This is a genomic window from Aquabacterium sp. UBA2148 (assembly GCF_002328915.1).
In the GTDB taxonomy this organism is placed as follows: Bacteria; Pseudomonadota; Gammaproteobacteria; order Burkholderiales; family Burkholderiaceae_C; genus Aquabacterium; species Aquabacterium parvum.
Genome location: NZ_DCXA01000106.1, coordinates 1 through 4,417, shown reverse-complemented (window position 1 = coordinate 4,417; position 4,417 = coordinate 1). Strand labels below are relative to the sequence as shown.

The following is a 4,417-nucleotide window of genomic DNA, read 5'->3' as shown; positions in this document are numbered from 1 at the left end:
GCGCCCCCGCCCGGCCGGCCCAAGAAGCAACACCTGATCACCCCCAAGGTGGTCGCCCCCAACCTAAATAGGGAAACCATGTCCAAATTTTTTGCCCTGAGCGCTCCGCTCGCCGCCCTCGCCATCCACGCTTCGGCTGGTGCCGTCACCATTGACTTCGACACGCTGGCCGGCGGCCCGATCTGGTCTGGTGAACAAGTCACCACCCAGTACCAGTCGCTTGGCGTGACCTTCGAAGACTCGCACAGCGGCGGCGCCCGCGCCAACAACACGCTGACCGGCCTCATCGCCGGCGCCAGCGCCCCCAACGTGCTGTGGGTCGACCAAGGTGGCGGCAGCACCACGGGCCAGTACCTGGACATCGACTTCACCTCGTCCTTCGACCGCGTCGATGTGCTCTTTGGCACGTCGCTGTCGGCCGACTTCACCCTGCAGGCATATGGTCAGGCAGGTTTGCTGGGCTCGATCAACCTCACGGGGGACACCGTCATCGGCGACATCCGATCTGGCCAGGCTTCCTTGTCGTTGAACGGCATCACTTCGCTGCGGATGTTTTCGCTCTCCGGTAGCCGTTCCTTCAACTTCTCGATCGACAACCTCGTCACGTCGAGCGTGCCCGAACCCACCTCGCTGGCACTGACCCTGGTTGGTCTGGCGGCAGTGGGCGCCACCGCCGCACGCAAGCGCAAGTAAGCCCACGCCTCACGGGGCTGGATCGTTCAGCCCCGTTTGAGTGACAGGTAAATCACGTGCGCCATCACTCTTCTGCATCATTCGGGCGGTCGTCGAACGAGCCAGGCACCCGCTCTTCGCAGGTCTCGAAATGCAGCACGCCCTGCTCCTCCTGCTCATCAAGGTGGTCGAGCAAGGCGTCGATGTCAACGTCGGGTGGCACGTTGAGCGCCACGAAAGTGGCGTTCGCGCGCTCGACCTCCGCGCCCAGGGCCTGCAGGTGCTCGATGCAAGGCGCCTGCTGTTCGCGCTCGATGGCAAAGCTCACGCGTAGCGTCTGGTTGCCACTGCGCTCGACCACCTCGAGGATCTCCGGCTTGAGCTCGGGCGAAGCCGACACGGCCCGCACGGTGTCACCGAAGTTCAGGCCATAGGCACAGAACGGCACGTTCTGCAGCTCGTAGAGGTCACCGCCAAGGGGCTTGGCCCAGAAGGACTCGCCCTTGAGCCACCAATGGTTAGGCAGGTCGATGCAGACCTTGGTGAGGTTGTTAGCGGTTTGATTCATGGGATGAGGTGGCTTGCGTCAGGCCCGCTTGTTGTGAAGCCACGATGCCAGCAGCACGCCCGCACCACCCGCCAGGGCGCCCATGAACCCGCCGAAGGCCAGCGCGATGGGCCACATCGACGCCCCGCCACCCGAGTAGGGCAGAACGAACTCGGAGACCAGCACGAAAGCCGGCACCACGGCGCACGATGCCAGCCATGAGCGGGCTTCGCGCCGGGTGGCGGAGCACAGGGCGGCGCCCACCACGAATGCCAACAGCAGTGACAAGTACGCGGCCATGCAGGGGACTCCCAATCTGGTTTTTTGTGAGCCCCGATTGTGAGCGATGCCGGCTGCCCCGATCTACCGCCCGAGCGCGATGCCGCGCGCCTCGACGGCGATGACGGCTCAGGCGCCAGGCAGCGCGCTGGGGGTCAAAGGCACGTACCCCGCTTCGAGCGGCGCGACCACGGAAATGAACATCAGAGGCTCGGGGCTGGTGCACAAAACGCCATGCACCTCGCCTTGTCTGGCGACGACGACATCGCCCGGCACCACGTTGACGAAACCGCCCTGCTCGTCCGTTTGGTACTGGCCGTGGCCAGACAGGATGGTCCAGGTGTCCTGGCCCTGCGGGTGGGTGTGCGCAGCGATGCGTTGACCCGGTGCCACGTGCCACGCGACGATGACCGAGTGTTCGGTCTCCAGCACCACCGAGCGCACGGGCTCACCGTCGGACGGCTGCATGTGTTCGCTGGACTTGTAGACACGTTGGCTGTTCATCGTTTGCTCCATGGGTGACGGGGTAAAGGAGCAATAACCGCGCCGAACGCGGCTGAGGGTCAGCGGATCACCGGACCAGGAAGTTGAAGATCAGCACCCCTGAGGCGGCCAGCAAGGCCGTGAACGTCATGACCATGCCGGAGACCCGGAAGACGAACTTCTCGTTCATCTGGCTCATGCCGTGTGCGTGCACGCAGCGCCCGACCAGGAGCAAGGCACCGAGCCCATGGATGACCCAGGGATGCGCGCCCTGGAACTCGACGAAGCCAATCAGCAAGAGCGTGATGGGCGCGTACTCGGCGAAGTTCGAATGCACGCGCATGGCCCGGAGCATCTCGTCGTTGTCCTTGGCGCCGACGCCGATCTTGAGCCTGCGGCGCAGGCCGATGGTTCGGATGCTCAGGTAGAAAAAGAGCAGGCCCAGCAGGGCGGCGTAAAAGGGGAGGATGTGCATGAAGCCTGTGCTCTGCTCTTTGATTGATAGGGTGACCGCCGTATGCATTTGCACATCTCACACTCCGCACAAGGTGTGTCGACCTGCAGGCAAGCAAGAATGCCGAAGCTCAAGGGACATCAATACACGCGAGGCTGCCAGGCGTGATGGCGTTTTTGCTGGACACGTATTCAAACCTCAACACCCTGCTCCACGCTTCAAAGGGCCTCGCCTCGCCATAAGACCACGTGCAAGCTTTGAGAACTCCTCCCTCGCACGAGAAGCTGCTAGAGCCGGAGGGTGAACGAGATTGGGACCAGAGGATGTAGGAGGCAATGAAGTGACTGACGCCTTTCCCTGGGAGGTCGCACTGGAGCAGGTTCTCTTGAATCATCAGATGGGGATCTTGCATCAGGGCAAGCAGAGCCCGCTTTGATTCCTCGGAATACCCACTCTTTGATTTCGAGTCAGCCACAACATACCCAACCACACCGCCCATGAAGAATGCCATGGTCGTGAGCATGATGCAGAGCGACTTACGCACGGTCCAATTCGCAGGCTGAGCTGACTCGTCACTCATCTCCACCCCCCTTCCTTTTGCGCCAGCGGTCCGTGAATGTTCTTAGGTCGCACCTCCCTGGCATCCGGCCAGCGCCTCGGCGCCCCAGCCGCCACTGCAGCACCGCCACCACCAGCGCCATCACCATCACGCACAGCGCCAGCTCGGTCATGGCCACCTTGTCGCCCAGCGTGCGAGGCGCGTCAAACACGGTGTAGGGCGCCTGCACGAAGCGCACAAAGGCAAACACCATGGCCGTGAGCACCAGCTGCCAGGGGCCGAACACCGCCCACAGCGGGTAGGCCAGCATGGCCGCGTACAGCACGGCCACCAGGGTGCCGGGCACGAAGACGGCCAGGTAGCGCTCCAGCGAGCCGGGGGGCGCGGCTTTGATGACCTGGTTCATGAAGTCCAGGTTGCCCACCAGCACCGCGTACACCTGAAAGCCCACGAACAGGGTCGTGCACCACAGCAGCACGCGCACCAGCCAGTTGGGCCGCACGCCGCGCTGGCGCCAGCGGTGGGCGCCCCACCAGCTCAGGGCCAGCAGGGCCAGCAGCAGGGCCAGGCCGTTCGGGTCGCGGTCCATGGCGCTGGACCACCAGGGCGAGCCCACCAGCCAGGCCAGGCACAGCAGCGCCGTCAACTTTTGAACCATGGGCCCTCCCCCTCGTCTTCGTGCAGGTCAGGCCTTGGGGCCTTGGGCCGGCGGCGTGAACCACTTGGCCTGGGGCACCACCTTGGGCTCGGTCGGGTCCAGCACGTAGTGCGGCGACATGATCTGCACGCCGTTTTCGTTGAACACGTCCTGGATGTTGGCGTGCAGGGCGCTGAGCACCTCGGCGCGCGGGCGCGGCTGATCGGGGATGGCCTGGGCCACCAGGCGGTACTCGGGGTACCAGTCGCTCAGCGCGGTCTGGTAGACGCGGGGCGCGGGGGTCGTCAGCACACCGGGCGTGCGGCGCGCGGCTTCGGTCAGCATGGCCTCGACCTGCCGCCACGGCGTGTCGTAGCCGATGGTGACGGTGGTGTCGACGATGTAGCCGGGGCCCTGCACCTCGCGCGAGTAGTTCTTGGTGGCGCCGTTGGCGATGATGTTGTTGGGCAGCACGATCTCTTCGCCCAGGCCGGTGCGGATGCGGGTGTTGAAGGCGCCCACTTCCAGCACGGTGCCTTCGTGTTCGCCCACGCGCACGTACTCGCCTTTGCGCAGGGTGTTGCTGTAGGTCAGGATCAGGCCGGCCGCGACCTGGGCCACGAAGCTCGATGCACCGAGCGACAGCATCAAGCCCACCAGCACCGACATGCCTTTGAAGGCCTCGGTTTCGGCGCCGGGCAGGTAGGGGTAGGCCATGGCCAGCGCGAAGATCCAGATCACCCACGAGGCCACGCGGCGGGTGGGCGTGGCGGCGTCGGGGCGCAG

Annotated in this window: 7 protein-coding genes; 1 reads left to right on the top strand and 6 read right to left on the bottom strand. The window is 64.7% G+C overall.

What is annotated here, in order from left to right; translation table 11 throughout:
• On the top strand, positions 1-693 hold a 693-nt coding region (locus B2W70_RS05720; protein ID WP_286743718.1), incomplete at its 5' end, for a PEP-CTERM sorting domain-containing protein.
• Between the two features lie 64 nt (positions 694-757).
• On the opposite strand, the gene B2W70_RS05715 is transcribed toward B2W70_RS05720, so the two are convergent.
• The 6 genes from B2W70_RS05715 to B2W70_RS05690 all read right to left on the bottom strand — a co-directional run.
• Complete coding sequence (locus B2W70_RS05715) at positions 758-1,240, bottom strand: DUF4265 domain-containing protein (protein WP_286743715.1); 483 nt, start codon at positions 1,238-1,240, stop codon at positions 758-760.
• 18 nt (positions 1,241-1,258) lie between these two features.
• On the bottom strand, positions 1,259-1,519 hold the full coding sequence (locus B2W70_RS05710) for a hypothetical protein (RefSeq protein ID WP_058087084.1): 261 nt from the start codon (positions 1,517-1,519) through the stop codon (positions 1,259-1,261).
• 108 nt (positions 1,520-1,627) lie between these two features.
• Complete coding sequence (locus B2W70_RS05705; protein WP_286743711.1) at positions 1,628-2,002, bottom strand: cupin domain-containing protein; 375 nt, start codon at positions 2,000-2,002, stop codon at positions 1,628-1,630.
• Positions 2,003-2,069: 67 nt separating this feature from the next.
• Complete coding sequence (locus B2W70_RS05700; protein WP_286743709.1) at positions 2,070-2,456, bottom strand: MAPEG family protein; 387 nt, start codon at positions 2,454-2,456, stop codon at positions 2,070-2,072.
• Positions 2,457-3,007: 551 nt separating this feature from the next.
• On the bottom strand, positions 3,008-3,652 hold the full coding sequence (locus B2W70_RS05695; protein ID WP_286743706.1) for a hypothetical protein: 645 nt from the start codon (positions 3,650-3,652) through the stop codon (positions 3,008-3,010).
• Positions 3,653-3,679: 27 nt separating this feature from the next.
• On the bottom strand, positions 3,680-4,417 hold a 738-nt coding region (locus tag B2W70_RS05690; protein ID WP_286743700.1), incomplete at its 5' end, for a mechanosensitive ion channel family protein.

What these genes read in the sequence shown, in the direction of transcription:
- B2W70_RS05715 (WP_286743715.1), bottom strand. Translation starts at nt 1,240, where the DNA reads ATGAATCAAACCGCTAACAACCTCACCAAGGTCTGCATCGACCTGCCT.
- B2W70_RS05710 (WP_058087084.1), bottom strand. Translation starts at nt 1,519, where the DNA reads ATGGCCGCGTACTTGTCACTGCTGTTGGCATTCGTGGTGGGCGCCGCC.
- B2W70_RS05705 (WP_286743711.1), bottom strand. Translation starts at nt 2,002, where the DNA reads ATGAACAGCCAACGTGTCTACAAGTCCAGCGAACACATGCAGCCGTCC.
- B2W70_RS05700 (WP_286743709.1), bottom strand. Translation starts at nt 2,456, where the DNA reads ATGCACATCCTCCCCTTTTACGCCGCCCTGCTGGGCCTGCTCTTTTTC.
- B2W70_RS05695 (WP_286743706.1), bottom strand. Translation starts at nt 3,652, where the DNA reads ATGGTTCAAAAGTTGACGGCGCTGCTGTGCCTGGCCTGGCTGGTGGGC.